Here is a 415-nt window from a genome sequence, read left to right as displayed (position 1 = left end):
GTCTATATCTTCGCGGCGAACAGATGAAGGCCAATCGGCGTCTTTGATGTCATTTTTCCAGGAAAGAACATCAAGCGGGATAGGGTCTCGCCGGTCGGCAAGCCAATAGCCGTCCGTGCGGGACAGGTCATGGTATGATCGGAACCATTCTGAAAAGTCGTCCTCGGTCGTGTCGGGGCTACGGTAGGTTGGCGCAGTGTCCAGAAGCTGCCCAGCCACGATCATCGTAGCGTGGGAGCCCAGATAGAAACGGAGGTCGTCAACACTTGGGTATGAGCTATTTGAATGCCGTGTGTCTTCGTAGTCGAACATCTTCCGGCGGCTTCGCGCATCCTCTTGCCAATGCAACCGGCCGAGATACTGCCAGTCGTCCGTAACGACGGCTGCCACCCGTCGCTGAATATCGCTGCTCAAA

1 protein-coding gene is annotated in these 415 nt (G+C 55.9%); it reads right to left on the bottom strand.

What is annotated here, in order from left to right:
- A partial coding sequence (locus EN780_RS40195) for a hypothetical protein (RefSeq protein ID WP_210215156.1) occupies positions 1–415 on the bottom strand: 415 nt, incomplete at both ends.

Origin of the sequence: Mesorhizobium sp. M4B.F.Ca.ET.089.01.1.1, assembly GCF_004022605.1 — a bacterium.
Taxonomy (GTDB): domain Bacteria; phylum Pseudomonadota; class Alphaproteobacteria; order Rhizobiales; family Rhizobiaceae; genus Mesorhizobium; species Mesorhizobium abyssinicae.
This window is presented reverse-complemented; position numbering and strand designations above follow the sequence as displayed.